The sequence below is a fragment of the Stenotrophomonas sp. FR012 genome (assembly GCF_047520565.2).
Classification (GTDB): domain Bacteria; phylum Pseudomonadota; class Gammaproteobacteria; order Xanthomonadales; family Xanthomonadaceae; genus Stenotrophomonas; species Stenotrophomonas sepilia.
The window spans coordinates 153,116-178,696 of the sequence record NZ_JAXBQL020000009.1 but is presented as its reverse complement, the minus strand read 5'-3'; the positions used below and the strand labels follow the sequence as shown (position 1 = coordinate 178,696).

Here is a 25,581-nt window from a genome sequence, read left to right as displayed (position 1 = left end):
GCTCTACAGGAAGCAAAGCACAAGAAACCCCGCTTTCGCGGGGTTTTTCGTTCACTGCATGAGGCTGACGATCAGTCGCCCAGGGTCAGCAGCGAGGCGTTGCCGCCGGCGGCGGTGGTGTTCACCGTCACCGTCTTTTCGGTGGCAAAGCGCAGCAGGTAGTGCGGGCCGCCGGCCTTCGGGCCGGTGCCGGACAGGCCCTGGCCACCGAACGGCTGCACGCCGACCACTGCACCGATCTGGTTGCGGTTGACGTACACATTGCCGACGTGGACGCCGTTGCTGATGCGGTCAACGGTTTCGTCGATGCGCGAATGCACGCCCAGGGTCAGGCCGTAGCCAGTGGCGTTGATCTGGTCGATCACCGCGTCGAGCTGGTCGCCCTTCCAGCGGATCACGTGCAGGACCGGACCGAAGACTTCCTTGTGCAGCTGGCCCAGGTCCTTCAGTTCATACGCGCGCGGTGCGAAGAAGGTGCCGTTGGCGGTTTCAGCGGACAGCTCGGCGGCGGCGATCAGGCGCGCTTCGCGGTCCATGCGTTCGGCGTGTTCCTGCAGGATCTTCAGCGCGTCGGCGTCGATCACCGGGCCGACGTCGGTAGACAGCAGGCCCGGGTTGCCGACCTTCAGTTCCTTCATCGCACCGGCCAGCATGGTCATCACCTTGTCGGCGATGTCGTCCTGCACGAACAGCACGCGCGCGGCCGAGCAACGCTGGCCGGCGGAGGTGAAGGCCGAACCGATCGCGTCCTTGACCAGCTGTTCCGGCAGTGCCGAGGAGTCGGCGATGAAGGCGTTCTGGCCACCGGTCTCGGCGATCAGCACGCCGATGGCGGCGTCACGCGCTGCCATCGCACGGTTGATCGCACGGGCGGTCTCGGTGGAGCCGGTGAAGGCCACGCCGGCCACGCGCGGGTCGGCGGTCAGCGCTGCACCCACGGTGGCGCCGTCGCCCGGCAGGAACTGCACCACCTCGGCCGGCACGCCGGCATCGTGCAGCAGCTTCACCGCGTAGTAGCCGATCAGGTTGGTCTGCTCGGCCGGCTTGGCGATGACGCTGTTGCCGGCGGCCAGTGCGGCGGCGACCTGGCCCAGGAAGATCGCCAGCGGGAAGTTCCACGGGCTGATGCAGACGAACACGCCGCGGCCGTGCAGCTGCAGCTCGTTGGATTCACCGGTCGGGCTGGGCAGCTTCTCGGCGTGGCTGAACTGCTCGCGCGCCTGCTTGGCGTAGTAGCGCAGGAAATCCACGGCTTCGCGCACTTCGGCGATGCTGTCGGGCAGGCTCTTGCCGGCTTCCTTCACGCACAGCGCCATGAACTCCGGCATGCGCGCTTCCAGCTGGTCAGCGGCGTGTTCGAGGATGGCGGCGCGGCTGGCGGCCGGGGTGCGGTTCCAGGCCGGTTGTGCGGCCACGGCGTTGGCCAGGGCCTTCTGCACGGTGGCGGCATCGGCGGCCAGCCACTGGCCGACCACTTCGCGGGTGTCGGCCGGGTTGGTCACCGGCAGCGCGGCGCCGGCCGGGTTGGCACCCGGTACCAGCGGCGAGGCCTGCCACGGCTTCACGGCGGCGTTGAGCTGCTCGGCCAGGGCGCGCAGTTCGTTGTCGTTGGCGAGGTTGGCGCCCATGGAGTTCTTCCTGTCGTGGTTCTGGCTGCGCAGCAGGTCAACCGGCAGCGGGATCTTGGGATGCGGAATCGATTCGAACGAGGCGACCATCTCGACCGGATCGCGGATCAGGTCGGCGATCGGCACGCGCTCGTCGGTGATGCGGTTGACGAAGCTGGAGTTGGCACCGTTTTCCAGCAGGCGGCGCACCAGGTACGGCAGCAGGTCTTCATGCGAACCGACCGGGGCGTACACGCGGCAGGGCAGGTTCAAGCGGTCGGCCGGCACCACTTCGGCGTACAGGTCGTCGCCCATGCCGTGCAGCTTCTGGTGCTCGTACACGCCGCCGTTGGCGATGCTGCGCACGGCCGCGATGGTGTGCGCGTTGTGCGTGGCGAACATCGGGTAGATCGCGTCCGCATGGGTGAACAGCCGCTTGGCGCAGGCCAGGTAGGACACATCGGTGTTCTGCTTGCGGGTGAACACCGGGTAGCCCGGGTAGCCTTCGATCTGCGCGCGCTTGATCTCGGCATCCCAGTAGGCGCCCTTGACCAGGCGCACCTGCAGGCGGCGACCGGCACGGCGTGCCATGTCGGCCAGGTGGTCGATCGTGTACGGCGTGCGCTTCTGGTAGGCCTGCACGACCACGCCGAAGCCATCCCAGCCAGCCAGCGAGGCGTCGGAGAACACCTGCTCGATGATGTCCAGCGACAGTTCCAGGCGGTCGGACTCTTCGGCGTCGACGGTGCAGCCGATGCCGTAGCTCTTGGCCAGCTGTGCCAGTTCCAGCACGCCCGGCACCAGGTCCTTCAGCACGCGCTCGCGCTTGGCGTGCTCGTAGCGCGGGTACAGCGCCGACAGCTTGATCGAGATGCCCGGCGCGTTGTTGACGTCGCCGTCCGGACGGCCACCGCGGGCCTTGTGATCGCCGCCGATGGCGTGGATCGCACGACGGTAGTCTTCCAGGTAGCGCAGCGCGTCCTTCATGGTCAGCGCGCCTTCGCCGAGCATGTCGAACGAGTAGCGGTAGCTGGCGTTGTCGCCCTTGTGCGAGCGCGCCAGCGCTTCGCTGATGGTGCGGCCCATGACGAACTGGTGGCCCATGATCTTCATCGCCTGGCGCACGGCCAGGCGCACCACCGGCTCACCGACGCGGCCGACCAGGCGCTTGAATGCGCTGGGCGCATCGGCGCGCGTGGCGTCGTTCATCTGCACCAGCTTGCCGGTCAGCATCAGGCCCCAGGTGGAGGCATTGACCAGCACCGAGTCGCTGCCGCCCAGGTGCTTTTCCCAGTCGGCATCGGCCAGCTTGTCGCGGATCAGCTTGTCGGCAGTGTCCTGGTCCGGAATGCGCAGCAGGGCCTCTGCCACGCACATCAGCAGCACGCCTTCTTCGCTGCCCAGGTCGTACTGGCGCATGAAGGCTTCGATCGCGCCCTGGTCCTTGGCACGCACGCGCACGCGGCCGACCAGGTCGGCGGCCAGCGCCTGCACCCTGGCCTGTTCCTCGGCGGGCAGGCGCGCCTGCGCCAGCAGCTCGCGGATGTGGCTCGCCTCGTCCTTCAACCAGGCATCGGTGATGGCCTGGCGGAACGGGTTGGGGGGCGCCGGCAGTTCCGGCGACAGCAGCGCGCCCGGACGCGGGGCGTCGTGGGCGGCAGGGGAGGAGGTAGGTGCGTTCATGCCGGTCCGGCCAGTGGAAAACTTGGCGATTTTAATCATTTTTGCGGGTTCCGGAAGTGCCCCGCAGACACCTTCATGAAGGGCTGATAGCTATTAACCGTGGTGGATTCGGCGTGTTCAGCAAACCCGGAAAAATTTGTGCTGAATTCGTCATTCGTGCCGCCGACCTCATGCTGTGTTGCAGCATCGGAAAAAGTGTGAATGCACCCTTGCTACCGGCGAGAGGGCGGGGCTACCATCGAGACGTTTCCCGCGGCAGGAACGCGGTTGCGACATGATCGAGGTGCTTCCAGCTCCGGATGGGTCAGGTACGCAGCTGCGGCTGCGTCCCCCACGGGCGCTCGATGCCCGGCAGTTCGTCCTGTTGTTCACCGTGTTGTCGGGTGCGATGTGGCTGGTGTCCGCCCTCGGGTGGTGGGCCGGCAATGCATTCGCCCCCCTGTTCGCGCTGCTGTACAGCCTGGTGCTGGCAGCGGCGCTGCGTGCCTTGTGGCGCAGCGGTGAACGGCAGGAGGAGATCCGGGTAGTGCCGGCGTACGTGGAGGTCATCCCCGTACCCGGTGGATCGCCGGTGTTCCGGGCCCACCCGCACTGGGTGCGCCTGCTCACCGACGATGAGAGGGTCCGGCTGGCATCCAGCGGCCGGCAGGTGGAGGTGGGGAGTTTCCTCGCGCCGGCCGAACGTCAGACGCTCGCAGAGACACTTGAAAGCTTGCTCGCCGCCAGCGATGGCGGCAACCGACGACGCTAAGGGTCTAGGCAATGAAGCAAAGCAGCAGGTGGGGCACGAAGTGCGTGAACGCGGTTGCCGCAGTGCTGGCGACCGGGGGACTGATGCCGGCGTTGGCCTGGGCCCAGGCGGCCGATCCCAAGCCGTGGCAGCTGAACATGGGCAAGGGGGTGACCCAGACCTCGCGCCTGGCCTGGGAATCGAACAACCTTTCGTTGATCATCTGCACGGTGATCGGCGTCATCGTGTTCGGCGCGATGGCCTACGCCATCTTCAAGTTCCGCAAATCCAAGGGCGCGGTCGCCGCCACCTTCAGCCATAACACGAAGGCCGAGATCATCTGGACGGTGATCCCGGTGATCATCCTGATCGTGATGGCGTGGCCGGCCACGGCCAACCTGATCAAGATGTACGACACCCGCGATGCCGAGATGACGGTGAAGGTCACCGGCTACCAGTGGATGTGGAAGTACGAATACCTCGGCGAGAACGTCACCTTCACCAGCCGGCTGGACCGCGAGTCCGACCGTGTGCGGCAGAGCGGCGTCGTGCCGACCCGCGAGAGCCATCCGCACTACCTGCTGGATGTCGACAACCGCCTGGTGCTGCCGGTCGATACCAAGGTGCGTTTCGTCATCACCTCCGACGACGTGATCCACGCCTGGTGGGTACCGGCGCTGGGCTGGAAGCAGGACGCGATCCCCGGCTTCATCAACGAAGCCTGGACCAGCATCGAGCAGCCCGGGGTGTACCGCGGGCAATGCGCCGAGCTGTGCGGCAAGGACCACGGCTTCATGCCGATCGTGGTCGAGGCGGTGTCCAAGGAGGACTTCAAGCAGTGGCTGGCGCAGCGCAAGCCTGCACCGCCGGCCGAGCCCGCCCCCCCTGCGGCACCTGCAGAACCGGCTGCCCCTGCGGGCGAAGCACCGGCGGCACCTGCTGCTGCCGAAGCCGGCAACGCACCTGCGGTTGCGGCCAGCGGCGCGTGATGTAAAGCCCGCGGCCGCTCGCGGCCGTGGTGACAACCGATTCTGAGAGGTGTTTTGCAATGGCGCACTCGGCAGTTGGGCACGACGATCACCATCACCACCAGAGCTTCTTCGAGCGTTGGTTCTTCTCGACCAACCACAAGGACATCGGCACGCTGTACCTGGGCTTCAGCTTCATCATGTTCATCGTCGGTGCGGCGATGAGCGTGGTGATCCGCGCCGAGCTGGCGCAGCCGGGCCTGCAGTTCGTCAAGCCCGAGTTCTTCAACCAGATGACGACCGTGCATGCGCTGGTGATGATCTTCGGCGGCGTGATGCCGGCGTTTGTCGGGCTTGCCAACTGGATGATCCCGCTGCAGATCGGTGCGCCGGACATGGCGCTGCCGCGCATGAACAACTGGTCGTTCTGGCTGCTGCCGGTGGCCTTCAGCCTGCTGCTGCTGACGCTGTTCCTGCCCGGTGGTGCACCGGCCGGTGGCTGGACGCTGTATCCGCCGCTGTCGCTGCAGGGCGGCTACAACGTGGCCTTCAGCGTGTTCGCTATCCACGTGGCCGGCATCAGTTCGATCATGGGTGCGATCAACATCATCGCCACCGTGCTCAACATGCGCGCGCCGGGCATCGACCTGCTGAAGATGCCGATCTTCTGCTGGGCGTGGCTGATCACCGCCTTCCTGCTGATCGCGGTGATGCCGGTGCTGGCCGGTGCGGTGACCATGCTGCTGACCGACAAGTTCTTCGGCACCAGCTTCTTCAATGCCGCCGGTGGCGGTGACCCGGTGATGTACCAGCACATCTTCTGGTTCTTCGGCCATCCCGAGGTCTACATCATGATCCTGCCCGCCTTCGGCGTGGTCAGCGAGATCATCCCGACCTTCAGCCGCAAGCCGCTGTTCGGCTACCAGGCGATGGTGTACGCCACCGCCGCGATCGCGTTCCTGTCGTTCATCGTCTGGGCCCACCACATGTTCACCGTGGGCATGCCGCTGGGCGGCGAGATCTACTTCATGTTCGCCACCATGCTGATCTCGATCCCGACCGGGGTGAAGGTGTTCAACTGGGTCAGCACCATGTGGCGGGGCTCGCTGACGTTCGAGGCGCCGATGCTGTGGTCGGTGGCCTTCGTCATCCTGTTCACCATCGGTGGCTTCTCCGGCCTGATGCTGGCCATCGTGGCGGCCGACTTCCAGTACCACGACACCTACTTCGTGGTTGCGCATTTCCACTACGTGCTGGTGACCGGTGCGGTGTTCGCGCTGATCGCCGCGGTGTACTACTGGTGGCCGAAGTGGACGGGGCGGATGTACAGCGAGAAGTGGGCCAAGGTGCACTTCTGGTGGTCGATCGTGTTCGTCAACCTGCTGTTCTTCCCGCAGCATTTCCTCGGCCTGGCCGGCATGCCGCGCCGCATTCCCGACTACAGCGTGGCGTTTGCCGACTGGAACCTGATCAGCTCGATCGGTGCGTTCGGCATGTTCGTCACGCCGTTCATGATGGCCGCGATCCTGCTGTCCTCGCTGCGCAACGGCGAGAAGGCCGAAGCACGCAGCTGGGAAGGTGCACGCGGGCTGGAGTGGACGCTGCCATCGCCGGCACCGGCGCACACCTTCACCACGCCGCCGACCATCCGTCCGGGCGATCTGGCGCATGACGACATCACGCATTGAGGTGGGGCATGCATAACGAGAGCCCACTGCAGAACTGTAGAGCCGAGCCATGCTCGGCTGACGGCGTGCTGGCCAACGGTAGAGTCGACTGTCAGTCGACTCGCGAAGTGCAGCCGACTAGCAGTCGGCTCTACCAGAACCAAAGCCAGAGCGAAGCCCAACACCACGGCATCGAACAGCAGCGCCAGCGTGCCCGGCGCACGGCGACGTGGGTCGGCGCCATCGCGGTGCTGGTCTACGTCGGCTTCATCCTCAGCGGGGTGATCGGCCGATGAGCGAGGCACCGGCCAGCACGCCGTCACCCAGTGCCGGGCTGCCGCGCCTGATCGGCGTGGCGGTGGCGGTGTTCCTGCTGACCTTCTCGCTGGTGCCGCTGTACCGCATTGCCTGCGAAAAGGTATTCGGCGTGCGCCTGGAACGCGGCCCGGGTGGTGAAGCCAGTACGGGTGCTGCAGCTGGCAAGCGCACCGTGCGGGTGGAGTTCGATGGCGGCGTCAATTCGCGCCTGCCGTGGTCGTTCCATCCCGAGCAGCTGACCATGGATGTGGTGCCCGGCGAACTCAACGAGGCGCTGTACTTCGCCCGCAACGACAGCCAGCAGGCAGTCGTTGGCAGCGCGGTGCCTTCGGTGGCACCGGCACGCGCGTCGGGCTTCTTCAGCAAGACCGAGTGCTTCTGTTTCACCGCGCAGACGCTGCAGGCCGGCGAGAAGCGCGACATGCCGGTGCGCTTCATCGTCGATCCGGACCTGCCGCCGGAAATCAAGACGATCACCTTGTCCTACACCTTCTACCGCAACGACGCGTTGTCCGATCGGCTGGCCCCGGCCGCCACCTCGGACGGCGCGCACGCCGCACCCTGACCCGGATACCGACATGGCCCAGACACCAACCGACGCCAACGTGTACTTCGTCCCGGCCCAGAGCAAATGGCCCTTCGTGGGGTCCATCGCGATGATGGTGACCATGGTGGGCGTGGCCAGCTGGCTCAACGATGCCAGCTGGGGACGCTGGACGTTCTACATCGGCATCGCGATGCTGGTGCTGACCCTGTTCTGGTGGTTCAGCGACGTGGTGCGCGAATCGCAGGCCGGCAACTACAACCACCAGGTCGACGGATCATTCCGGATGGGGATGATCTGGTTCATCTTCTCCGAGGTGATGTTCTTCGGCGCCTTCTTCGGCGCGCTGTTCTACACCCGCAACCTGGGCCTGTCGTGGCTCAGTGGCGAAGGCCGCGGGGTGATGACCAACGAGCTGCTCTGGCAGGGCTACTCCGCCGGATGGCCGACCAATGGCCCGGCGGCGATCGGTGGTGCCTTCCAGACCATCCCGGCCTGGGGCCTGCCGCTGATCAATACGCTGATCCTGCTCACCTCCGGCGTGACCCTGACCATCGCCCATCACGCGCTGAAGGCCGGCAACCGCCGCCAGCTGCTGATCTGGCTGGGCCTGACCGTGGTGCTCGGCCTCGGTTTCCTGACCCTGCAGGCGGAAGAGTACATCCACGCCTACAAGGAACTGAACCTGACGCTGGGCTCGGGCATCTACGGTTCAACCTTTTTCATGCTGACCGGCTTCCACGGCGCGCACGTGCTGCTGGGCACGATCATGCTGATCGTGATGTGGCTGCGTTCGGCCAAGGGACACTTCACCCGCGACAACCATTTCGGTTTCGAAGCCGCCGCGTGGTACTGGCACTTCGTCGACGTGGTGTGGCTGATGCTGTTCCTGTTCGTCTACGTGCTTTGACCGCGCACGCATCGGTGGCCTCAGCCGCCGACGCCGTGCGGCTTGATCCAGCCCATGTAGATGCTCACGATCACCAGTACGATCAACGCCACCGACACCGCGATGCGACGTGTCAGTGCGTTGACCGTGCGCTTGGTCTGCCCGCGGTCGACCAGCAGGTAATACAGGCCGGCGCCCAGGTTCCAGACGATGACGATCAGAAACGCGATTACCAGCAGGGTCTTCAGCGAATCATTCATGCGCGGCTCGAGGGCAGGGTGGGTGCGCCTATCTGACCGCGTTTGCGCGGACTTGTCATGATGCGTCAGCACACACGTGTGATCGGATGGTTGCTGGCCGTGCTGGCGATGGCCGGTTTCACTGCATTGGGGCTGTGGCAGCTGCAGCGCATGCATGCCAAACAGTCAATGTTGGATGCGCAGGGGCCAGCGGTGGCACAGGCGCTGCCGCTGGCGCAGGCCCTGGCAGCCCCCGGCGCGTTGCACGGTGTGGCCGATCACGGTCGCTTCCTGCCTGGCGTGGTGCTGCTGGACAACCAGACCCGGCATGGCCGTGCCGGCGTAAAGATCTATCGCCCGTTCCGCAGTGACGAAGGCAGCGTGCTGCTGGTCGATCTTGGCTGGCGCGCGCTGCCGCCGGATCGCACGCTGCCGGACATACCGGCGCCGCCTTCGCCGGTGGTGGTGCGCGGGTTGCTGGCGCCACCGCCTTCGGCGGGGCTGGTACTGGGTCCGCCGTTCTCCGCCACCGGTGAGGCGGGGCGCTGGCTGGCCAGCCGCTTGCCGGCCGAGGGCCTCGCCGCAGCGCTGGGCCTGCCAACACTGCCCGAGCGGGTCCTGCGACTGGACCCGGCGCTGCCCTTCGGCGACGAGCGTGACATGGACCTGCTGCCAAATACGCTGCCACCGCAGCGACACCTGGGCTACGCCGTGCAGTGGTTCGGCCTGGCCTTGACCGTGCTGGTGGTGGCGCTGGTGCTGGAGCGGCGCAGGAGACGGCCCATCGCCGGGTAGTGCCGGCCGCTGGCCGGCACGCACTCGGATTCCTGGATGCCGGCCAGCGGCCGGCACTACCGGCATCGTTTACCCAACCATGAGAAAATGCCCCACATGAACACTGCTACGTCCCCGCAGGCGCGCGGCTCCGGCCGCCGGACCCTGGTGCTGCTGTTTGCCGTGTTCTTCGGGGCGATGGCGCTGGCCGCGGTATTGCGCTTCTCCGGCTGGCAGCCCACCGGCCACCGCAATGCGGGACAGCTGCTGAAGCCGCCGGTCGATCTGCGCCAGCAGACGCCGACCCTGGCCAGCGGCCAGCCCTATCCTTGGAACCCCGAGGCCCGCACCTGGCGCCTGCTGGTGGCACCGGCCGGTGCCTGCGACGCGCAGTGCGTCACTTTGTCGCAGGGACTGGGCAAGGTGTGGCAGCTGTTCGGCCATAACGCCGATAATGTCGAGATCCTGTGGCTGGGTACGCCACCGGCGTCGATCGCCTCGCTGCCCGCGCTGCGGCCGCTGGCTCCGTCGCCAGCCCTGCGCGCGGCGTTGCCGGGCGTCGATGATCCGGCGGGACTGCCGGTCTACGTGATCGATCCGAACGGCTTCGTGATCATGCGCCATGCCCCGGGTTCCGACCTGGGTGGCCTGCGCAAGGACATGGCCACGTTGCTGAAACTGAAGTGAGTCCCGTTTGATGAGCCTTTCCGCGCGTCCGGCGCTGCACCGCAATTTCCACCGCCTGGCGTGGTTCGCCATGATCATGACCGCGAGCACGATCATGTTCGGCGCGTTCGTACGCCTGTCCGATGCCGGCCTGAGCTGTCCGGACTGGCCGACCTGCTATGGCCAGGCCACCTGGCCGCAGCACGTGGAAGAGACCATCGGCCACCCGGCGGCGGAGATCCGCCCGCTGGAGACCCACAAGGCCTGGCGTGAGCAGGTGCACCGCTTCCTGGCCGGCGCGCTGGGCATCGAGATCCTGACCCTGGCCCTGCTGGCCACGCGCAAGCGCCGCTTTGGAACCACGGCGGTGGTGACCGCCTGCGTGCTGGTGGCCGCCGGCATACCGCTGTACATGATGGGCTGGCATGGCACCGCCAGCGCATTGGCTCTGGTCGGCGAGGCGATCCTGCTGATCGCCGCGCTGCGCTGGAGCAACATCGACCTGGCACGCGCTGCACTGCTGACCCTGGCGGTGGTGATCTTCCAGGCCCTGCTGGGCATGTGGACGGTGACCCTGCTGCTCAAGCCCATCGTGGTGATGGGCCATCTGCTGGGCGGCATGCTGATGTTCGCGCTGCTGGCCTGGATGGCCTGGCGTGCGACGCACATGCCGATCACTCTGGCCGAGGCACCGAAGCTGAAGTGGCTGCTGCGCATCGGCCTGGCGGTGCTGGTCACCCAGATCGCACTCGGCGGCTGGGTCAGTGCCAACTACGCGGCGCTGGCCTGCGGCGGCGGCAGTGCATCGCTGGACAACTTCCCGCGCTGTGCCAACCAGTGGTGGCCGCAGCACAACTTCGTCGAAGGCTTCACCCTGTGGCGTGGCATCGGCGTGGACTACGAAGGCGGCGTGCTGGATGGTGCTTCCCGTATCGCCATCCAGATGGCGCACCGCCTGTTCGCGGCGGTGGTGGCCATCTACCTGCTGTGGCTGGGCGTGCGCCTGTTCCGGTTGCCGAGCATGCGCGGCTGGGCCAGCGCGCTGATCGCGCTGCTGGTGCTGCAGGTCACCCTCGGCATCCTCAATGTGAAGCTGGCGCTGCCACTGGAAGTGGCCGTGGCCCACAACGGCGTGGCCGTTGCCCTGTTGTTCGTGCTGGTCAGCCTGCTGGCCCGCCTGCGCGCCCCGGACTGATTCCATGTTTTCCAACTACCGCCAGTACTGGGACCTGACCAAGCCCAAGGTCGTCGCCCTCATTGTCTTCACTGCCCTGGTCGGCATGGTCCTGGCTGTCCCGGGCGTGCCCAGCTGGGAGCAGGTGCGCGCCGGCCTGCTCGGCTTCCTCGGCATCTGGCTGGCCGCTTCGGCGGCCGCTGCGATCAACCAGTTGCTGGATGCGCACATCGATGCGCAGATGGCACGCACGTCGTGGCGCCCGCTGGTGGTCGGCAAGGTCAAGCCATGGCAGGTGCTGGTGTTCGCCGGCGTGCTGATCGTGCTGTCGATGACCCTCCTGGTGCTGTGGGTGAACCTGATCACTGCGGTGCTGACCTTCGCCTCGCTGATCGGCTACGCGGTGATCTACACCGTGTACCTGAAGCGTGCGACCTCGCAGAACATCGTCATCGGTGGCCTGGCCGGCGCGATGCCGCCGATGCTGGGCTGGGCTGCGGTGACCGGCATGCAGGGCTCGTCGGACTGGGCATACTCGTCGCTGCTGGTGCTGATCATCTTCATCTGGACGCCACCGCATTTCTGGGCGCTGGCAATCTTCCGCCGCGAGGACTATGCCAAGGCGGAGATCCCGATGCTGCCGGTGACCCACGGCGTGGCGCACACCCGCAAGCAGATCATGGTGTATTCGGTGGTGCTGGCGCTGGTCTGCCTGTTGCCCTACCTGGTGGGCATGAGCGGTGCGTTCTACCTGGGCGGCGCGATCGTGCTCAATGCCGTGTTCCTCTGGTACGCCTGGCGCATGCTCGACCCACCGGATGAGCTGTTCTCGATGAAGATGTTCTATTACTCCATCGTGTACCTGATGGCGCTGTTCGCCTTCCTGCTGGTCGACCACTGGATCCTGCCCTGGTTGTGAAGCGCCACCTGTAGAGCCGAGCCCATGCTCGGCTGAGGGGGGATTGGAAGAGCAGCCGAGCGTGGGCTCGGCTCTGCACTTGATCTCTTCCAGCGGCGTCGCCATTGCTGTTCCTGACCTCAAGGAAAGGAGCGAGCAGGGATGCATACGATCTTCCGTTGGACCACCGCGCTGATTCTGGCGTTGGGCATGGCCGTGACCGCGCATGCCGACGACACCGCCGCGCAGATCCGCCAGCACGCCGGTGATCACCGCCTGCTGGTGCTGGGCGAATTCCATGGAACCCGCGAGACGCCGCTGCTGGTGCGGCAGCTGGTGGATGACTACAGCCGCACCGGGCCGGTCCTGCTGGCGCTGGAACTGCCACGCGGGGAAACCTCCACGCTGCGCGATTACCTGGCTTCCGATGGCGGGGAGAAGGCACGCCAGCATCTGCGCGGGCGTGCGTTCTGGACCGTGCGCGATGACCAGCATGATGGCCGTCGCAGCCGCGACATGCTGGCAATGATCGAAAGCCTACGCGTGCTGAAGTCGCAGGGACGTGTGATCGACGTCGTTGGCTATGACGTCAACGCCAGCAAAGGCGGCAACCAGGTACGCGATGACCTCATGGCAGCCGAGTTGCGGCGGCTCTATCGACGCCTGCCGGCCAATGCGCGCATGCTGGTGCTGACTGGTAACGTGCACGCGATGCTGCAAAGGCCGCAAGGTATGCCGCCAGAAATGCAGATGCATCCGATGGCGTCGCAGCTGCGGGACCTGGATATCTACAGCGTACGGTTGGGCGCGCAACGTGGTCAGACGTGGGGATGCGCGGGCGGTTGCATGGCGCGGCCACTTCGAGAGCAGGTTGCCACGGGGCCGCGGGTCGCTGCCGGTGCGGAACGGCCGTACGACCTATGGGTATGGATGCCGGAACTGAGCGTCGGGACGCTGGTGGATCCGTAGCGTCAGGCAAACCATCCACGCATGGCGTGGATCTACTCCGGATCACAGGTGTTGGCCGAGCGCGGGCTCGGCTCTACAACAGATCCACGCCATGCGTGGATGTCCTCCCGCCGGGTCAGGGCGCGCGCTTCGCGTACCGCTGCGCGATCACGCCGCAGACGATGAGCTGGATCTGGTGGTAGATCATCACCGGCAGCACGATGGCGCCGAGGCTGCCGCCGGCGAACAGCACCTTGGCAATCGGCACGCCGGTGGCCAGGCTCTTCTTCGAGCCGCAGAACACGATGGCGATCTCGTCCTCGCGGTTGAAACGCAGGCGGCGGGCGATGAAGGTGATCAGCGGCATGGCGATGCCGAGCAGCACGGCGGCCACGACCGCCACGGCCAGCAACGAGAGCAGCGGCGTCTTGCTCCACAGGCCTTCGGTCACCGCCTCGCCGAACGCCGAATACACCACCAGCAGGATCGTGCCCTGGTCGGTGTAACGCAGCAGCGCGCGCTGCTTTTCCACCCAGCCGGCAATCCACGGCCGCAGCAGGTGGCCGGCCACGAACGGCACCAGCAGCTGCAGCATGATGCCGCCGATCGCATGCAGCGGGTCGTGCACGCCGCCGGAGGTGCCCGCCAGCGCGGTCAGCAGCAGCGGGGTCAGGAATACGCCGAGAATGCTCGACAACGAGGCACTGCACACCGCTGCGGGCACGTTGCCATGCGCCATCGAGGTGAACGCGATGGACGACTGCACGGTGGAGGGCAGGGTGCACAGGAACAGCACGCCCAGGTACAGCTCCGGGGTCAGCAGCCAGCCCGATAGCGGCTTGAACATCAGCCCGAGCAGCGGGAACAGGAGGAAGGTGCAGGCGAGGATGGTCAGGTGCAGCCGCCAGTGCAGCATGCCGCCAATGATCGACTCACGTGGCAGGCGCGCGCCATGCAGGAAGAACAGTGCAGCGATGGCGACGGTGGTGACATCGTCCAGGACGATGGCGGCGGCGCCCTTCATCGGCAGCAGGGAGGCCAGGCCGACGGTGCACAGCAGGGCGAGGGTGAAGTTGTCCGGTCGCAGGCGCGACCACCAGCGGGTCATGGTGGGCAGAGTCCTTGGTGCGGAGGGTTCAGGGCGAGGTGACCGGCGTGGCCAGGCGTTGGCGGGTGGCGGCTTCCAGCGAGGTCAGGCCAGCACGCTGGCCCAGCTGAAGGGCCTGTTCGGGGCTGGCATGTTCGTAGCGTGCGTTGACCAGGCCGAGCACGGCGCCAGCGCGGTTGCCGGACGCACAGTGCAGCAGCACCGGCCCCTGGCTCTGCCGCAGGGCCTGGTGCACGGCGCGCACGTTGGCGGCATCGAGCCCCTCGGCACCGGCCACCGGAATGCGCACGTAGCGCAGGCCCAATGATTCGGCAACGCGCGTTTCGTCGAACCCCCGGTCCTCGCCGGGCTGGCGCAGGTCGATCACGGTGCGCACGCCCTGCGCGGCAAGTTCGCCCAGTTGTGCGGCGGAGGGCTGGCCACCGGCATACAGGCCCGGCCGGACTTCCCTGAGCGGGCCATCTGCGGCCAGGGCCGCCAGTGGCAGGCAGAGCGACAACAACAGCAGGCAGGTCAGGCGCAGCAGCATGGTCCTCTCCGTGAAACGTTCTGCCGCTACAGGCGCAGCCCGGCGCGGGCCTTCAGCAGCTCGCGCAGTTCGTATTTGTCAGTATCATCCAGGCCCTGCTGGCGCTGCTTTGCCAACAACTCCTCCAGACGTTGCACCAGCAGCTGTTTCTCCAGCTGTGCCACCGCGTCGTGCAGTTCCTGGGTCCAGCTGGCCTCGGTGCCAGGCAGGGTTTGTGCCGCCAGGGTGTGCAGCGACGCCTGTTCCTCGCGGCCGTCGAAGTGTTCCAGCAGGGCGCCGGTGCTGATGTCCGGGCGCTGTTCGACCAGCCCCAGCAGTTCCAGCAGCAGCTCCACGCCCGGCAGTCGCAGGCCCTGGAAGTGATGCTTTCCGCCCAGGGTCAGCGCCAGCGACGGCTGCTGCAGCAGCACGGCGATCGCGCCGCGCACCAGGCTGCGCTTGGCCACCGGCTGGATCGTCCGCTGTGGCTGGCGTTGCGGCATCGGCGCGCGCGTGGCCTGGGCAGTGCCGCCCAGGCCGGTCAGCTGCGCCAGCTGCTGCTTCATCAGGTCGCCGAAGGCACCGTCGGGAATCTGCGCCAGCATCGGCTTTGCGCGTTCGGCCAGGCGTGCCTTGCCGTCCAGCGTGCCCAGGTTGATCTCGCGGGTCAGTTCATCGAAGAAAAACTGCGACAGCGGCGTGGCCTGCTTCAGGCGCTCGTTGAAGGCCTCGGCGCCTTCCTTGCGCACGATGCTGTCCGGGTCCTCGCCATCGGGCAGGAACAGGAAGAACGCCTGGCGGCCGTCCTTCATGCGCGGCAGCACCGACTCCAGGGCCTTCCAGCCGGCGCGGCGGCCGGCGGCATCGCCGTCGAAGCAGAAGAACACGTCCGGTGCGTTGCGGAACAACAGCTCGGCGTGGTCCGGCGTGGTCGCCGTACCCAGCGTGGCCACCGCCTGGGTGACGCCGAACTGGAACAGCGAAACCACGTCCATGTAGCCCTCGACCACGATCAACCGCTCGATCTTCTGGTTGGCCTGGCGCACCTGCCACAGGCCGTACAGTTCGCGGCCCTTGTGGAACAGCGCGGTCTCGGGCGAGTTGAGGTACTTGGGGCCGTCGTCCTTCTCGAACACGCGGCCGCCGAAGGCGATCACCCGGCCACGACGGTCGAAGATCGGGAACATCACCCGGTCGCGGAACTTGTCGTAGACGTGGCCGCGATCGTTCTTGGAGAACAGGCCGGCGCGGTCGAGCAGCTTCATGCGGCGCTCGTCCTTGCCCAGCGCATCGCGCAGGCCGCTGTAGCCATCCGGTGCGTAGCCGATCTGGAAGCGCGCGCGGTTCGCTTCGTCCACGCCACGGCTTTCCAGATACGCGCGTGCCTTCTCGCTTCCTTCGAGGTTCTTCTGGAAGAACCTGGTGGCGGCGTCCAGCGCCGAATACAGCTCGCGGCTGTCGTCCTGCTGCTGCGGGCTGCGCGGATTCTCGTTGCGCGGCACTTCCATGCCGGCGCGCTTGGCCAGTTCATCCACCGCGTCGAGGAACTCGAGGCGGTCGTAGTTCATCAGGAAGCTGATCGCGGTGCCGTGCGCGCCGCAGCCGAAGCAGTGATAGAACTGCTTGGTGGGCGAGACCGTGAACGAGGCCGAGCGCTCGTCATGGAACGGGCAGCGTGCGGCGTATTCCTTGCCCTGGCGCTTCAACGGCACGCGGCTGCCCACCACCTCGACGATGTCGGTGCGGGCCAGCAGGTCGTCGATGAAAGCGTCGGGGATACGGGCCATGGGCAGCAGGGCAGGGCGCGGTACAGGACCACGCGACGGAACCGGGGGCGGTCGGCCTAGTTTACCCCCTGTCGGGCACCTGGCTGGCGGTGGCCGGATCGATGCCGGCGGCGGCCAGGTGATGGCGCGCGCGCAGGCGCTCATCGATCACCGCGGTCATCAGCGCGCCAACGAAGAAGACCACGGTCGCGTAATAGATCCAGACCAGCGAGATCACCAGGGCGCCCATCGAGCCGTAGGCACTGCCGGGGGCCACGGTGGCGATGTAGACGCCGATGCCATAGCGGCCCAGTGCGAACAGTGCCGAGGTGATGACGCCGCCGATGAAGGCCTGGCGCCACGCCACGCGGCGGTCGGGCAGATAGTGGTACATGAAGGCGAACCCCACCGCGTACAGCAGCAGGCTGGTGACGTACCCCAGCGCGGGGAGGATCGAGGGCAGTTGCGCGAAGGCCACCTGCAGTACCGTGGTGGCCGTCATCGACAGGATCAGCAGGAAGCCCAGGGCCAGCACCACGCCAAACGAGAACACACGCTTGCGCAGCCAGGCCTTGATGCCCTCCAGGCGCTCGCCACTGGTGCGGAAGATCAGGTTGAGCGCGTTCTGCAGCTGCGCGAACACGGCGGTGGCGCCGACGAACAGCAGCAGCGTGCTCCACAGCCCCGCCAACGAGCCGACGTCGGGCTGGTTGTCGGCGTTCTTCAAGACGGTTTCGGCCACCGTAGCCGCGCTGCTGCCAGCCACCGAGCTGATCTGGTCGATCAGCGCCTGCTGTGCCGGCGGGTACAGCGAAGCGGTCAACCACAGCAGCAGCACCAGCAGCGGGGCCATCGACAGCAGGGCGTAGAAGGAAACGGAGGCGGCCTGGGTCAGCACGTCGACGTCGATGAAGCGCTTGGCCACCGCCATCGGAAAGCTGTCCTGCAGGCGCTTGAGGTACTTGTGCAGGGACACGGGAACGTTGGGCTCGGGTTCAACCATGGGTGTGGTTGTAGCAGGCGACCGACGAAGGTGCGGTGAAGCGGGTGCATCAATGGGGTCAGAGCCCTTTCGCGTTGCGAAAGGGATCCGACTCCGTGTACCGGATTACGCCAGCTGCTGCTTGACCAGCTTGGACACCAGGCCCATGTCGGCCTGGCCAGCGAGCTTGGGCTTCAGTGCGCCCATCAGCTTGCCCATGTCGGCCGGGCCGGAGGCGCCGGTCTCGGCGATGGCGGCCTGGATGGCGGCCACGATCTCGGCTTCGCCCATCTTGGCCGGCAGATAGGCTTCGATGACCACGATCTCGGCGCGCTCGATCTCGGCCAGGTCTTCGCGGTTGGCCGCTTCGTACTGGCTGACCGAGTCCTTGCGCTGCTTGACCATCTTGTCGAGCACGGCGATCACGGCGGTGTCATCCAGCTCGATGCGCTCGTCCACTTCGCGCTGCTTGATGGCGGCATTGATCAGGCGGATCACGCCCAGCTTGTGCTTCTCGCCCGCCTTCATGGCGGCCTTCATGTCTTCGGTGAGCTGCTGCTTCATGCTCATGAGGAACCTCGTGGTGGTAGGTGGGGCGGGGCGGATGCCCGAACCCGGAAACGCAAAAAGCCGGCGACGCTCGCGCGTGCCGGCTTCGGCTCCATCGCGACGGGCAGGCCCGCCGCAATGAAGATGCGTCCGATCAGTACAGGCGCTGACGCTTGGTGACGTCGCGCGACGAGCGGCGCAGCTGACGCTTCACAGCAGCGGCGGCCTTGCGCTTGCGCTCCTGGGTCGGCTTTTCGTAGAACTCGCGCTTGCGGGTTTCGGCCAGCACACCGGCCTTTTCGCAAGTGCGCTTGAAGCGGCGAAGAGCAAACTCGAAGGGCTCGTTCTCGCGGACTTTGACGCTGGGCATGGAATCTCCGGGACACAGTAGAACCGGGTCACGCCCGGCGAGCCGCACATTATAGCGGCGAATCGACAAACTGCAAGCGGCCAACCCTGAATACGGGCCGGCGGTTCGAAAGCAGTGAGATCTGCACGTCCCCCGAGGGGGCGGCAGGGGCGTCATAATAGCAGGCATGCGAGTCCTTGGCATCGAATCTTCCTGTGATGAGACCGGCGTGGCGGTGTATGACACCGACCTGGCCGGCAGCGCGGCCCTGCGCGCCCATGCGGTCTACAGCCAGATCGCCCTGCACGCCGAATACGGTGGCGTGGTGCCCGAACTGGCCAGCCGCGACCACGTCCGCAAGCTGCTGCCACTGGTACGCCAGACCCTGGCCGACGCCGGTCTGGGTGTAGGCGATATCGATGGCGTCGCCTATACGGCCGGTCCCGGTCTGGTCGGCGCGTTGCTGGTCGGCGCCGGCGTGGCCCGATCGCTGGCCTGGGCGCTGGAGGTACCGGCCGTCGGCGTACACCATATGGAAGGCCACCTGCTGGCTCCGCTGATGGAAGACGACCCGCCGGAAGCGCCGTTCGTGGCGCTGCTGGTGTCCGGTGGCCATACCCAGCTGGTGGCGGTGGACGCGATCGGCCAGTACCGCCTGCTGGGCGAAACCCTGGACGATGCGGCTGGCGAGGCCTTCGACAAGACCGCCAAGCTGATGGGCCTGCCGTACCCGGGCGGCCCGCAGCTGGCCAGGCTGGCCGAGCAGGGCACGCCGGGCGCGTACCGCTTCGCGCGGCCGATGACCGACCGCCCGGGGCTGGATTTCAGCTTCTCCGGCCTGAAGACCCAGGTCCTGATGGCCTGGCGCGACAGCGACCAGAGCGAGCAGACCCGCGCCAACATTGCCCGGGGCTTTGAGGACGCGGTGGTCGAGACCCTGTCAATCAAGTGCGAGCGCGCGCTGGAAGCGGCCGGGACCAACGTGATCGTGGTTGCCGGCGGTGTAGGTGCCAACAAGCGCCTGCGCGCCCGCCTGCAGCAGATGGCCGAGCGCCTCGGCGGCCGCGCCTGCTTCCCGCGGCCTGCACTGTGCACCGACAACGGCGCGATGATCGCCTTCGCTGGCGCACTGCGGCTGCAGGCTGGCCAGCACAGCCCGCCGAAGGTGGATGTGACCCCGCGCTGGGACATGGCGACCCTGCCGGCGGTCTGAGCCGGTAGCGCCGGGCCACGCCCGGCGGACGCTTTACGGACGCCCGGCCAACGGCGACGCCGCCCATACCGTCGTCGCCCGCTCATGGCGCTGCAGCCACCCCAGGGTGTGCGGGCAGCGCGCATGGATCAGCCACCCGATCGCGGCCAGATCGGCGCCGATGTCGCGCTCGAGGATGGGCTCGTGATGGGCGATGCGGTTGCGCAGGTGGCGGATGCGGTCGAGGTCGGCATGGATGGACCGACGAAGGACGGACAGCGGCACCGAGGGTGCGTGTGGCAGCGCCAGGCCCATGGTCCCGGCCCAGATCGAATGCTCGAACCGTCGAGCGAACAATTGCTGCCAGAAGCCGAATCGCAGTTTGGCGATGACCTCCGGTACATCCCGCGGAGCTCCGGCGCTGCCGCGGACTTTGCATAGCGAGGCAAGGGCGCCTTCGGCAGGAAGGCTGCGCAGCAGCGCTGGATGCCAGGGCCAGCATCGACCATAACGATGCACCAGCGCCGTAGCGGCTGCATTGCGGATCACAACTTCACAGATGTGCAACGGTGGCAGGAGAGCAGCACACATCTGCATGTTCCAGGCATAGAGCGTGGCGGGATCGGATACGCAACGAGAAGCGATGCGCTCGTAGGTCGACCATCTCTGCCGGGATAGTGCTGCCTGCAGGATCCTGCTTTCCTTCATCAACTCACTCCCAGGGAACGTGGTTTCACGTTGACCCTGGGAACGAGGCAGGAACATCAGAAAACGGCATCATGATCGTCAGTGTTTTTTCGTGGATCGGCTCGGTTTTTCGGCCGGTCGTCTGCCGTGACGCATTTGCCAATTGACTGGTCTGGGGGGCACTCCTAACCTTGCGGCGTGTGCTCCGGGACTCGCGGCTGGACTCCAGCTTCCCCTGGGGACGTTGAGAGGTACCAAAGGGCCCCGCTAGCAGGGCCCTTTGTCTTTTGAGACACCGGCACAGTCGTAATCGCCTCTTGATCAGCAGGCCTGACCTGCTTCAATTTCAAAGCCTGCGCCACCGGACCCGCGGCTGTTCAACAGCTCCCCCCGGGGACAAACGGTAGTACCAAAGGGCCCTGCTAGCGGGGCCCTTTGTTTTTTCCGGGCCGCCCCGTGCCGGCCACCCGTCGCCCGTTCCGGGCAGGCTCACCGCCGTGCCGTTACCATGGCCGCCTGTATTGGCGCTGGTAACCGCAATGGACAAGGTTTTCATCGAGGGGCTGACGATCGACGCCCTGATCGGTATCTACGATTGGGAGCGACGGATCCGCCAGGACCTGGTGTTCGACCTGGAAATGGGCTTCGACAACCGTCGCCCTGCGGCCATCGACGACATCGCCCACACCCTGAACTACAAGGCGGTGAGCAAGCGCCTGGAGCAGTTCGTGCGCGAGTCGGAGTTCGGCCTGGTCGAGACGCTGGCCGAGCGCTGCGCGCAGATCGTGCTGGACGAATTCGACGTGAAGTGGCTGCGCCTGAAGCTGAGCAAGCCGGGCGCGGTGCGCGGCGCGCGCGCGGTGGGCGTGATCATCGAACGCACGCGGGAATGACCCGGTAAATCCGGCCGCCGGCCGGAAACCCCGGTAGTGCCGGCCGCTGGCCGGCAACCTTGGCAACAACGAAACAGACAGGAGACAACTGATGGTGGACGCGGTGGTGGCGGTACAGTGGCTGGAACGGCTGCAGAACACACTGGAACCCTATCCCGGCGCCTACCTGGCGTTGATGATCTCGGCGCTGCTGATCGCCGCCGGCCTGGCCAATTGGGTGACCAAGCGCATCCTGCTGCGTGGCCTGCGGCGCCTGTTGCAGCGCCTGCCAGGTGCCGAGTCCGGCCGCGGCAGCCACTTGATGCGGGTGATTTCGCGCCTGTCCAACGTGGTGCCCAGCCAGGTGATCGCTTCGGGCATCACCCTCATCCCCGACTTGCCGCCCAGCCTGGTCAACGTCATCATCAAGCTGTGCATCGTGTGGGCCGTACTGACGGTGTCGATGGCGTTCTCGCATGCGCTGGACGCGGCCAACAGCCTGTACGAGCGCAAGCCCGATGCGCGCAACAAGCCGATCAAGGGCTACCTGCAGGTGGTCAAGATCGTGGTGTTCGTGGCCGCCGGCCTGTCCATCATCGCCACCCTGCTTGGGGTGAAGCTGGGCCCGCTGGTGACCGGCCTTGGCGCCGCCACCGCGGTGCTGATGCTGATCTTCCAGGACACCATCCTGTCGCTGGTGGCCAGCGTGCAGATCAGTGGCGATGGCCGCGTGCGCATCGGCGACTGGATCGAGATGCCCAGCCAGAACGCCGACGGTGACGTCATCGACATCGCCCTGCACACCATCACCGTGCAGAACTTCGACAAGACCATCACCACCATCCCGACCAAGAAGCTGGTGACCGAGTCGTTCAAGAACTGGCGCGGCATGCAGGAGGCCGGTGGCCGCCGGATCAAGCGCGCGCTGTACCTGGACCAGCACAGCGTCGGCTTCCTGGACGAGGGCGACCTGGCCTTCCTCGGCGAATTCGCGCTGCTGCGTGACTACCTGCGTGAAAAGGAGCAGGAACTGGGGCAGTGGAACGGGCGCCTGCGCGAGCAGGGTGTGGCCGAGGTCAACAGCCGCCGGGTGACCAACCTGGGTACCTTCCGTGCCTATGTGGAGCGTTACCTGCGCAGCCATCCGGGCATCCATACCGACATGACCCTGCTGGTGCGGCAGCTGCAGCCCACCACCGAAGGCCTGCCGCTGGAGCTGTACTGCTTCACCCGCAGCACCGCCTGGAGCGAGTACGAGGCCGTGCAGTCGGACATCTTCGACCACCTGCTGGCGATTCTGCCGGCGTTCGGCTTGCGGGTGTTCCAGGCCTCCAGCGATGCCATGTTGATGGCCGGGCAGCGCCAGATGGCCGGCTCGGAGTAAGCTGCGGTGCTCCCGGTGGGACCATACGGGCCCCGCTGTTGGCTGAAACTGAACGAAGAAACCTCTCGCCAAATGGCTCGGGATCGCTAGAATGCCGGGCTTGTAAACGTTTTCATCAAGGACTGCCGGTGGCCTCCGATCGCATCGAATCCCTCATTGCCCAGATGACCGTCGAGGAAAAGGTCGGCCAGCTGGGTGTCTTCGCGGACATGGTCCGCCCGTTCGCCCCGGACGTGAACCCGGAAGCCAACGTGCGCAATGCCGACCAGGTGCTGCAGCAGGTGCGCGAGGGCAAGGTCGGCTCGCTGTTCAATGGCGTGGGCGCCGAGCTGGGCCGCCGCATCCAGCAGGTCGCCACCGAGGAGAGCCGCCTGGGCATCCCGGTGATCCTGGCCGCCGACGTCATCCACGGCATGCGTACCGTGTTCCCGATTCCGTTGGGCGAGGCCGCCAGCTTCGAGCCGGACCTGGCCGAGCGCACCGCGCGCGCCACCGCCATCGAAGCCACCGCTGCCGGCCTGCACTGGACCTATGCCCCGGCCGTGGACATCGCCCGCGACCAGCGCTGGGGCCGGGGTGCCGAAGGTGCCGGTGAGGACGTGGTGCTGGGTTGTGCGTTCGCCGCCGCCCGCGTGCGTGGCTTCCAGGGCAGCGACCTGCGCGCCGCCGATTCGCTGCTGGCCACGCCGAAGCACTTCGCCGCCTACGGCGCGGTGATGGCCGGCATGGAATACAACATGGTGGACATCTCGCCGCAGACCCTGCGCGATGTGCATCTGCCGCCGTTCAAGGCCGCCTTCGAGGCCGGCGCGATCACCGTGATGTCCTCGTTCAATGACATCAACGGCGTGCCGGCCAGTGCCAACGCTGAACTGCTGACCGACATCCTGCGCGGCGAATGGAAGTTCCCGGGCGTGGTGATCTCCGACTACACCGCCGACATGGAGCTGGTCGCCCACGGCTATGCCGCCGACGACCGCGATGCCACCGCCAAGGCGTTCACCGCCGGCCTGGACCTGAGCATGCAGAGCGGCTTCTACGCCGAGCACCTGCCGGGCCTGGTCGAGAGCGGCGAAGTGCCGATGGCGGTGCTGGATGAAGGCGTGCGCCGCATCCTGTGGCTGAAGGAAACCATCGGCCTGTTCGACGACCCGTACCGTTCGCTGGACCCGGCGCGCGAAGCGGATACCTCGCATATCGCTGCGCATGATGAACTGTCGCGCGATGCCGCGCGCCGTTCGATCGTGCTGCTGAACAACCGCGACAACGTGCTGCCGCTGCAGAAGACCGGGCAGAAGATCGCGCTGATCGGCCCGTTCGTGCAGGACCGCGAGAACATCGAAGGCTGCTGGACGCTGTTCGGCGACAAGCAGCGTTACGTCGACCTGGAAACCGGCGTGCGTGCCGCCATCGGCGACGAAGCGCTGCTGGAAATCGTGCCGGGCTGCGAACTGGAAGCGGCCATTCCGGGCGGTACCGAAGCGGCGGTGGCTGCCGCGCTGCGCGCCGATGTGGTGGTGCTGGCGCTGGGCGAACCGCAGCGTTACAGCGGTGAAGCGCAATCGCGCGTGGAGATCACCCTGCCGCCGGCACAGCAGGCACTGGCCGAGGCCGTGGCGATGACCGGCAAGCCGCTGGTGGTGCTGCTGCGCAATGGCCGCGCGCTGGCGCTGCAGGGCGCGGTGCGCAATGCGCAGGCCGTGGCGGTGACCTGGTACCTGGGTACGCAGACCGGCCATGCCGTGGCCGATGTGCTGTTCGGTGACTACAGCCCGTCCGGCCGCCTGCCGGTCAGCTTCCCGCAGGTGTCCGGCCAGCAGCCGTACTTCTACAACCACCCGCGCACCGGCCGTCCGGAGCTGCCGACCATGTCGGAGTTCAAGGCCCGCTGGCGCGAGATTCCGAACGAGCCGCTGTACCCGTTCGGCCACGGCATCGGCTACACCTCCTTCGCCTACGGCGTGCCGCAGCTGAGTGCTGTGCAGCTTGGCTGGGACGACACCCTGACCATCACCACCACGCTGACCAACAGCGGTGATGTGGCCGGGGAGGAAGTGGTGCAGTTGTACATCCACGACCGCGTGGCCAGCCGCGTACGTCCGGTGCGTGAGCTGAAGGACTTCCGCAAGGTGGCGCTGCAGCCGGGGGAGTCCGCCGACGTGGTGTTCACCCTGACCCGCGAGCAGTTGGCGTTCACCGGCCGCGATGGCGTGCTGCGTGCCGAGCCGGGCCAGTTCGACCTGTGGGTCTGCGCCTCGTCGGCCGCCGGCGAAGCCGTGCAGTTCGAACTGCTGAAGGCCTGATCAGAAAAAGGGGACGGAGGGGATTAAGTCGTTTGTGCCACTAACGACTTAATCCCCTCCGTCCCCTTTTTGTTGCCGTCACTGTGGCGGCGCTACCATCGGGCTTCCTGTTTCGATGGAGTGCGCGTATGCGCCGGATGGCCTACCTGATTCCCGCTCTGCTGCTGGCGGCCTGTTCGCAGCCTGAGCCGCCGGCGCAGCCTGCGGCGGATGCGCCGCCGCCGATGGAAGCGAACGCGGCAGCGACGCCTGCCGCTGAACCGGCGGCGCCGGCTGCCGAACCTGCCGCCGCCGCACCGGTCGCACCGGCCGCGGAGGCGCCCGCCGAGGACGCGCGTGCGCGCATCGAATCGCTGCTCGGCGATGCGGCGCAGTTCGAGAAGGTCTTCAACGCGTTCAAGACGGCCGTGGTCGGCGGTGATCGTGCCGCGGTGGTCGAGCAAGTGCGCTTCCCGTTGAACATCAGCGACGGAAAGAAGATCACTGGCCCCGGTGAGTTCCAACGGAACTACGAGAAGATCATCACCCCGGCGGTGGTCAAGGCAGTGTCCGAGCAGGACTTCGGCAAGGTCTTCGTCAACCAGCAGGGCGTGATGATTGGCGATGGACAGGTGTGGTTGAACGGAACGTGCCTGGACAAGGCCTGCACGCAGACCGAGGTAAAGGTCATCACCATCCAGTGAACGCAGACGGCCCCGCACGCGGGGCCGTTTGGCAGGGTAGTGCCGGCCGCTGGCCGGCACCTGGATCCTTCCGGCATCCGGCGGTTGCCGGCC

At 66.6% G+C, this 25,581-nt stretch carries 25 protein-coding genes; 16 read left to right on the top strand and 9 right to left on the bottom strand.

The window, feature by feature from the left end; genetic code table 11:
- Positions 1-71: 71 nt before the first annotated feature.
- A complete protein-coding gene (gene putA, locus ACM0O9_RS15770) occupies positions 72-3,290 on the bottom strand; it encodes a bifunctional proline dehydrogenase/L-glutamate gamma-semialdehyde dehydrogenase PutA (protein WP_188239167.1) in 3,219 nt (1,072 codons plus the stop codon).
- A gap of 274 nt (positions 3,291-3,564) precedes the next feature.
- On the opposite strand from putA, the gene ACM0O9_RS15765 reads away from it, so the two are divergent.
- Genes ACM0O9_RS15765 through ACM0O9_RS15740 form a run of 6 tightly spaced genes read left to right on the top strand, consistent with a single transcriptional unit; the run spans position 3,565 to position 8,427 of the window.
- Complete coding sequence (locus tag ACM0O9_RS15765) at positions 3,565-4,041, top strand: DUF2244 domain-containing protein (protein WP_021202927.1); 477 nt, start codon at positions 3,565-3,567, stop codon at positions 4,039-4,041.
- Positions 4,042-4,052: 11 nt separating this feature from the next.
- On the top strand, positions 4,053-5,009 hold the full coding sequence (coxB, locus tag ACM0O9_RS15760; protein WP_353075750.1) for a cytochrome c oxidase subunit II: 957 nt from the start codon (positions 4,053-4,055) through the stop codon (positions 5,007-5,009).
- A 59-nt stretch (positions 5,010-5,068) separates the two neighbouring features.
- Positions 5,069-6,676, top strand: a complete 1,608-nt coding sequence (gene ctaD / locus ACM0O9_RS15755; protein ID WP_072169019.1) for a cytochrome c oxidase subunit I — start codon at positions 5,069-5,071, stop codon at positions 6,674-6,676.
- Positions 6,677-6,684: 8 nt separating this feature from the next.
- Positions 6,685-6,951, top strand: a complete 267-nt coding sequence (locus ACM0O9_RS15750; protein WP_414604206.1) for a hypothetical protein — start codon at positions 6,685-6,687, stop codon at positions 6,949-6,951.
- Positions 6,948-7,538, top strand: coding sequence for a cytochrome c oxidase assembly protein (locus ACM0O9_RS15745; protein WP_005415002.1), 591 nt, complete (start codon positions 6,948-6,950; stop codon positions 7,536-7,538). Before ACM0O9_RS15750 ends, ACM0O9_RS15745 begins: the two co-directional genes overlap by 4 nt.
- A 13-nt stretch (positions 7,539-7,551) precedes the next feature.
- Entirely contained in the window at positions 7,552-8,427 is an 876-nt protein-coding gene (locus tag ACM0O9_RS15740) for a cytochrome c oxidase subunit 3 (protein ID WP_005407793.1), read from the top strand.
- A 20-nt stretch (positions 8,428-8,447) separates the two neighbouring features.
- Here the strand turns inward: ACM0O9_RS15740 and ACM0O9_RS15735 are convergent, their stop codons facing one another.
- Positions 8,448-8,666: a twin transmembrane helix small protein gene (locus tag ACM0O9_RS15735; RefSeq protein ID WP_372485158.1), complete on the bottom strand. Its 219-nt coding sequence runs from the start codon at positions 8,664-8,666 to the stop codon at positions 8,448-8,450.
- A gap of 57 nt (positions 8,667-8,723) precedes the next feature.
- Between ACM0O9_RS15735 and ACM0O9_RS15730 the strand changes: the two genes are divergently transcribed.
- The 5 genes from ACM0O9_RS15730 to ACM0O9_RS15710 all read left to right on the top strand — a co-directional run bounded on the left by ACM0O9_RS15730 (position 8,724) and on the right by ACM0O9_RS15710 (position 13,126).
- Positions 8,724-9,440, top strand: coding sequence for an SURF1 family protein (locus ACM0O9_RS15730; protein WP_065186704.1), 717 nt, complete (start codon positions 8,724-8,726; stop codon positions 9,438-9,440).
- A 96-nt stretch (positions 9,441-9,536) separates the two neighbouring features.
- Positions 9,537-10,106 (top strand): redox-active disulfide-containing membrane protein, encoded by a 570-nt coding sequence (locus tag ACM0O9_RS15725; RefSeq protein ID WP_005415005.1) that lies wholly within the window; start codon positions 9,537-9,539, stop codon positions 10,104-10,106.
- A 10-nt stretch (positions 10,107-10,116) separates the two neighbouring features.
- Positions 10,117-11,280, top strand: coding sequence for a COX15/CtaA family protein (locus ACM0O9_RS15720; protein ID WP_065179434.1), 1,164 nt, complete (start codon positions 10,117-10,119; stop codon positions 11,278-11,280).
- 4 nt (positions 11,281-11,284) lie between these two features.
- Positions 11,285-12,178 carry a heme o synthase gene (gene cyoE / locus ACM0O9_RS15715; RefSeq protein WP_414604207.1) on the top strand — a complete coding sequence of 298 codons (894 nt, stop codon included), beginning with the start codon at positions 11,285-11,287 and terminating at the stop codon, positions 12,176-12,178.
- 141 nt (positions 12,179-12,319) lie between these two features.
- Positions 12,320-13,126: a calcium-binding protein gene (locus tag ACM0O9_RS15710; RefSeq protein ID WP_414604208.1), complete on the top strand. Its 807-nt coding sequence runs from the start codon at positions 12,320-12,322 to the stop codon at positions 13,124-13,126.
- Positions 13,127-13,241: 115 nt separating this feature from the next.
- On the opposite strand, the gene ACM0O9_RS15705 is transcribed toward ACM0O9_RS15710, so the two are convergent.
- The 6 genes from ACM0O9_RS15705 to rpsU form a co-directional block, all read right to left on the bottom strand.
- Entirely contained in the window at positions 13,242-14,213 is a 972-nt protein-coding gene (locus tag ACM0O9_RS15705; RefSeq protein ID WP_065179432.1) for a bile acid:sodium symporter family protein, read from the bottom strand.
- 28 nt (positions 14,214-14,241) lie between these two features.
- On the bottom strand, positions 14,242-14,742 hold the full coding sequence (locus ACM0O9_RS15700; RefSeq protein WP_053498704.1) for a protein tyrosine phosphatase family protein: 501 nt from the start codon (positions 14,740-14,742) through the stop codon (positions 14,242-14,244).
- A gap of 26 nt (positions 14,743-14,768) precedes the next feature.
- Entirely contained in the window at positions 14,769-16,508 is a 1,740-nt protein-coding gene (dnaG, locus tag ACM0O9_RS15695; RefSeq protein ID WP_111177586.1) for a DNA primase, read from the bottom strand.
- Positions 16,509-16,569: 61 nt separating this feature from the next.
- On the bottom strand, positions 16,570-17,490 hold the full coding sequence (locus tag ACM0O9_RS15690) for a YihY/virulence factor BrkB family protein (protein ID WP_005415012.1): 921 nt from the start codon (positions 17,488-17,490) through the stop codon (positions 16,570-16,572).
- 105 nt (positions 17,491-17,595) lie between these two features.
- Complete coding sequence (locus tag ACM0O9_RS15685; RefSeq protein WP_005415013.1) at positions 17,596-18,039, bottom strand: GatB/YqeY domain-containing protein; 444 nt, start codon at positions 18,037-18,039, stop codon at positions 17,596-17,598.
- Positions 18,040-18,172: 133 nt separating this feature from the next.
- Entirely contained in the window at positions 18,173-18,388 is a 216-nt protein-coding gene (gene rpsU / locus ACM0O9_RS15680) for a 30S ribosomal protein S21 (RefSeq protein ID WP_002808376.1), read from the bottom strand.
- A gap of 166 nt (positions 18,389-18,554) precedes the next feature.
- On the opposite strand from rpsU, the gene tsaD reads away from it, so the two are divergent.
- A complete protein-coding gene (tsaD, locus tag ACM0O9_RS15675; RefSeq protein WP_005415014.1) occupies positions 18,555-19,580 on the top strand; it encodes a tRNA (adenosine(37)-N6)-threonylcarbamoyltransferase complex transferase subunit TsaD in 1,026 nt (341 codons plus the stop codon).
- 33 nt (positions 19,581-19,613) lie between these two features.
- On the opposite strand, the gene ACM0O9_RS15670 is transcribed toward tsaD, so the two are convergent.
- Positions 19,614-20,267: a hypothetical protein gene (locus tag ACM0O9_RS15670; protein ID WP_414604210.1), complete on the bottom strand. Its 654-nt coding sequence runs from the start codon at positions 20,265-20,267 to the stop codon at positions 19,614-19,616.
- Between the two features lie 518 nt (positions 20,268-20,785).
- Between ACM0O9_RS15670 and folB the strand changes: the two genes are divergently transcribed.
- The 4 genes from folB to ACM0O9_RS15650 all read left to right on the top strand — a co-directional run bounded on the left by folB (position 20,786) and on the right by ACM0O9_RS15650 (position 25,488).
- Entirely contained in the window at positions 20,786-21,139 is a 354-nt protein-coding gene (folB, locus tag ACM0O9_RS15665; RefSeq protein WP_414604211.1) for a dihydroneopterin aldolase, read from the top strand.
- A gap of 91 nt (positions 21,140-21,230) precedes the next feature.
- Positions 21,231-22,502, top strand: coding sequence for a mechanosensitive ion channel family protein (locus ACM0O9_RS15660; protein ID WP_111177590.1), 1,272 nt, complete (start codon positions 21,231-21,233; stop codon positions 22,500-22,502).
- A 128-nt stretch (positions 22,503-22,630) separates the two neighbouring features.
- Positions 22,631-24,805, top strand: a complete 2,175-nt coding sequence (locus ACM0O9_RS15655) for a glycoside hydrolase family 3 N-terminal domain-containing protein (protein WP_414604213.1) — start codon at positions 22,631-22,633, stop codon at positions 24,803-24,805.
- Positions 24,806-24,933: 128 nt separating this feature from the next.
- Complete coding sequence (locus tag ACM0O9_RS15650) at positions 24,934-25,488, top strand: hypothetical protein (RefSeq protein WP_414604214.1); 555 nt, start codon at positions 24,934-24,936, stop codon at positions 25,486-25,488.
- Positions 25,489-25,581 lie beyond the last annotated feature (93 nt).

What these genes read in the sequence shown, in the direction of transcription:
- putA (WP_188239167.1), bottom strand. Translation starts at nt 3,290, where the DNA reads ATGAACGCACCTACCTCCTCCCCTGCCGCCCACGACGCCCCGCGTCCG.
- ACM0O9_RS15765 (WP_021202927.1), top strand. Translation starts at nt 3,565, where the DNA reads ATGATCGAGGTGCTTCCAGCTCCGGATGGGTCAGGTACGCAGCTGCGG.
- coxB (WP_353075750.1), top strand. Translation starts at nt 4,053, where the DNA reads ATGAAGCAAAGCAGCAGGTGGGGCACGAAGTGCGTGAACGCGGTTGCC.
- ctaD (WP_072169019.1), top strand. Translation starts at nt 5,069, where the DNA reads ATGGCGCACTCGGCAGTTGGGCACGACGATCACCATCACCACCAGAGC.
- ACM0O9_RS15750 (WP_414604206.1), top strand. Translation starts at nt 6,685, where the DNA reads ATGCATAACGAGAGCCCACTGCAGAACTGTAGAGCCGAGCCATGCTCG.
- ACM0O9_RS15745 (WP_005415002.1), top strand. Translation starts at nt 6,948, where the DNA reads ATGAGCGAGGCACCGGCCAGCACGCCGTCACCCAGTGCCGGGCTGCCG.
- ACM0O9_RS15740 (WP_005407793.1), top strand. Translation starts at nt 7,552, where the DNA reads ATGGCCCAGACACCAACCGACGCCAACGTGTACTTCGTCCCGGCCCAG.
- ACM0O9_RS15735 (WP_372485158.1), bottom strand. Translation starts at nt 8,666, where the DNA reads ATGAATGATTCGCTGAAGACCCTGCTGGTAATCGCGTTTCTGATCGTC.
- ACM0O9_RS15730 (WP_065186704.1), top strand. Translation starts at nt 8,724, where the DNA reads ATGATGCGTCAGCACACACGTGTGATCGGATGGTTGCTGGCCGTGCTG.
- ACM0O9_RS15725 (WP_005415005.1), top strand. Translation starts at nt 9,537, where the DNA reads ATGAACACTGCTACGTCCCCGCAGGCGCGCGGCTCCGGCCGCCGGACC.
- ACM0O9_RS15720 (WP_065179434.1), top strand. Translation starts at nt 10,117, where the DNA reads ATGAGCCTTTCCGCGCGTCCGGCGCTGCACCGCAATTTCCACCGCCTG.
- cyoE (WP_414604207.1), top strand. Translation starts at nt 11,285, where the DNA reads ATGTTTTCCAACTACCGCCAGTACTGGGACCTGACCAAGCCCAAGGTC.
- ACM0O9_RS15710 (WP_414604208.1), top strand. Translation starts at nt 12,320, where the DNA reads ATGCATACGATCTTCCGTTGGACCACCGCGCTGATTCTGGCGTTGGGC.
- ACM0O9_RS15705 (WP_065179432.1), bottom strand. Translation starts at nt 14,213, where the DNA reads ATGACCCGCTGGTGGTCGCGCCTGCGACCGGACAACTTCACCCTCGCC.
- ACM0O9_RS15700 (WP_053498704.1), bottom strand. Translation starts at nt 14,742, where the DNA reads ATGCTGCTGCGCCTGACCTGCCTGCTGTTGTTGTCGCTCTGCCTGCCA.
- dnaG (WP_111177586.1), bottom strand. Translation starts at nt 16,508, where the DNA reads ATGGCCCGTATCCCCGACGCTTTCATCGACGACCTGCTGGCCCGCACC.
- ACM0O9_RS15690 (WP_005415012.1), bottom strand. Translation starts at nt 17,490, where the DNA reads ATGGTTGAACCCGAGCCCAACGTTCCCGTGTCCCTGCACAAGTACCTC.
- ACM0O9_RS15685 (WP_005415013.1), bottom strand. Translation starts at nt 18,039, where the DNA reads ATGAGCATGAAGCAGCAGCTCACCGAAGACATGAAGGCCGCCATGAAG.
- rpsU (WP_002808376.1), bottom strand. Translation starts at nt 18,388, where the DNA reads ATGCCCAGCGTCAAAGTCCGCGAGAACGAGCCCTTCGAGTTTGCTCTT.
- tsaD (WP_005415014.1), top strand. Translation starts at nt 18,555, where the DNA reads ATGCGAGTCCTTGGCATCGAATCTTCCTGTGATGAGACCGGCGTGGCG.
- ACM0O9_RS15670 (WP_414604210.1), bottom strand. Translation starts at nt 20,267, where the DNA reads ATGAAGGAAAGCAGGATCCTGCAGGCAGCACTATCCCGGCAGAGATGG.
- folB (WP_414604211.1), top strand. Translation starts at nt 20,786, where the DNA reads ATGGACAAGGTTTTCATCGAGGGGCTGACGATCGACGCCCTGATCGGT.
- ACM0O9_RS15660 (WP_111177590.1), top strand. Translation starts at nt 21,231, where the DNA reads ATGGTGGACGCGGTGGTGGCGGTACAGTGGCTGGAACGGCTGCAGAAC.
- ACM0O9_RS15650 (WP_414604214.1), top strand. Translation starts at nt 24,934, where the DNA reads ATGCGCCGGATGGCCTACCTGATTCCCGCTCTGCTGCTGGCGGCCTGT.